The organism is Vibrio salilacus (assembly GCF_002811245.1).
GTDB classification, from domain to species: Bacteria; Pseudomonadota; Gammaproteobacteria; order Enterobacterales; family Vibrionaceae; genus Vibrio; species Vibrio salilacus.
Map to the genome: position 1 here is coordinate 1 of NZ_NIVQ01000074.1, position 1,388 is coordinate 1,388.

The 1,388-nt window shown below is 40.6% G+C and carries 1 protein-coding gene; it reads right to left on the bottom strand.

Going from position 1 to position 1,388, the window contains the following annotated elements:
- Positions 1-52 precede the first annotated feature (52 nt).
- Positions 53-1,255 carry a DUF3800 domain-containing protein gene (locus CDZ87_RS16795; RefSeq protein WP_081245506.1) on the bottom strand — a complete coding sequence of 401 codons (1,203 nt, stop codon included), beginning with the start codon at positions 1,253-1,255 and terminating at the stop codon, positions 53-55.
- Between the last annotated feature and the right edge of the window lie 133 nt (positions 1,256-1,388).

The following is a 1,388-nucleotide window of genomic DNA, read 5'->3' on the forward strand; positions in this document are numbered from 1 at the left end:
ATGTGGGATGCAAACAGCGCCAAAAATTAACTCTTGACGCCATAGTCTCTTGTTAACTGGCTGCTTCTGCAACCCTTGGATTAGGAATTGATTGAGCTAAAAACTCCGGCATATGATTTGCTGCATTTAAACCACCATCGTGAACTGTGCCTAAATCTTTAGGGTCAACATCAGCAGTCGGCCAAATTTTATTGTGTCCAATAAAGCGATCTAGATTCAATTTATCTAACTCTAGGAAGAAGTAATCCTCCGTTTCACCTCTAGACACACCCGCGGCCCAATACGCAAATGAGCTTGCAATAATGTCCGCAACTTGTACTTGTTTGTGTTTCTTTGAGTCAGCAAACTTGAGGGACTTACCTTTTAGCGGCAAGTCAAACTTACGGCGATCATACCCCAGTTCTACATTTTCCTGAGTCCAATCCATGAGCATAGCGAACATCTCTCTTTGTTTTTCAATGCTATGAGAGTCATCGTGAACTAAATGGAAGCCTTTAGGATACTCTTTACCCCATTGAATACATTGTGTAAATAAAGCAGGAATTGACGGATCAAGTGCTGATTTGTCTATGTTCGCCAGTGCGCTATCAATTACCTGTTTAGTTTCAAGAATCTGATCAATATCAGACTTAAAGCCTTCGCTTGAAGATGACGCCTTAACCAATTCAACGCTTGAGTAAAATGCTTCAATTGAAGCTGGCGTTTGTTCCTTAATCATGTTGACAAATAGCTTATACATTTCATCAACTAAATCTTCGGAGCAGAATGACTGTAAACAAATGAACAACATATTTGACAAGGCGATATTTTGACCGTTTACATATAAGTCAACTCCTCTAAGGTGCAACATATGTTCAATCAATAAGTCTACAATTTTTGATGTGACCATAAATCGTTTTAAGAAAACATTCATCTTCACACTAGTAGGGTTGACCGCTGGATCACGCAACATTCGGATAATGCCATCTTGACCTGCTTTGTTTCGTTTAAGCCTTTTGAAATGAAGTTCACTCTCTGCGCGAGAGCCTATCAACTGAAGAAGTCTGTCGGCTTCTTTCTGGGGAAAATCACAACTAGCCAACGTAAATACTGGTTGGTCATTATCCAGTAGATTTGAACCCGTGTTCCCCGACTCATCGAAATAGATAGTAGGAATTAAGCTTTGCTTTCTACGAGTAGCTTCAGCCTTTTGGTTCGCTACCTTTTTCGCTTTAGCTTGCTTTTGCATTCTTTTTTGTTTGCTATTTTTGCTCATTTTTACTCCTGCCAGTTAACGCCCAATTAAGTAGCCCGAAACGCACTGGCTCACTTTCCGCATGACGCCGTAAACACGAAATTCAACGCAAACCAAAATCGCCGAGCGTTGAGGGTCTGCTTGAATTGTTTGT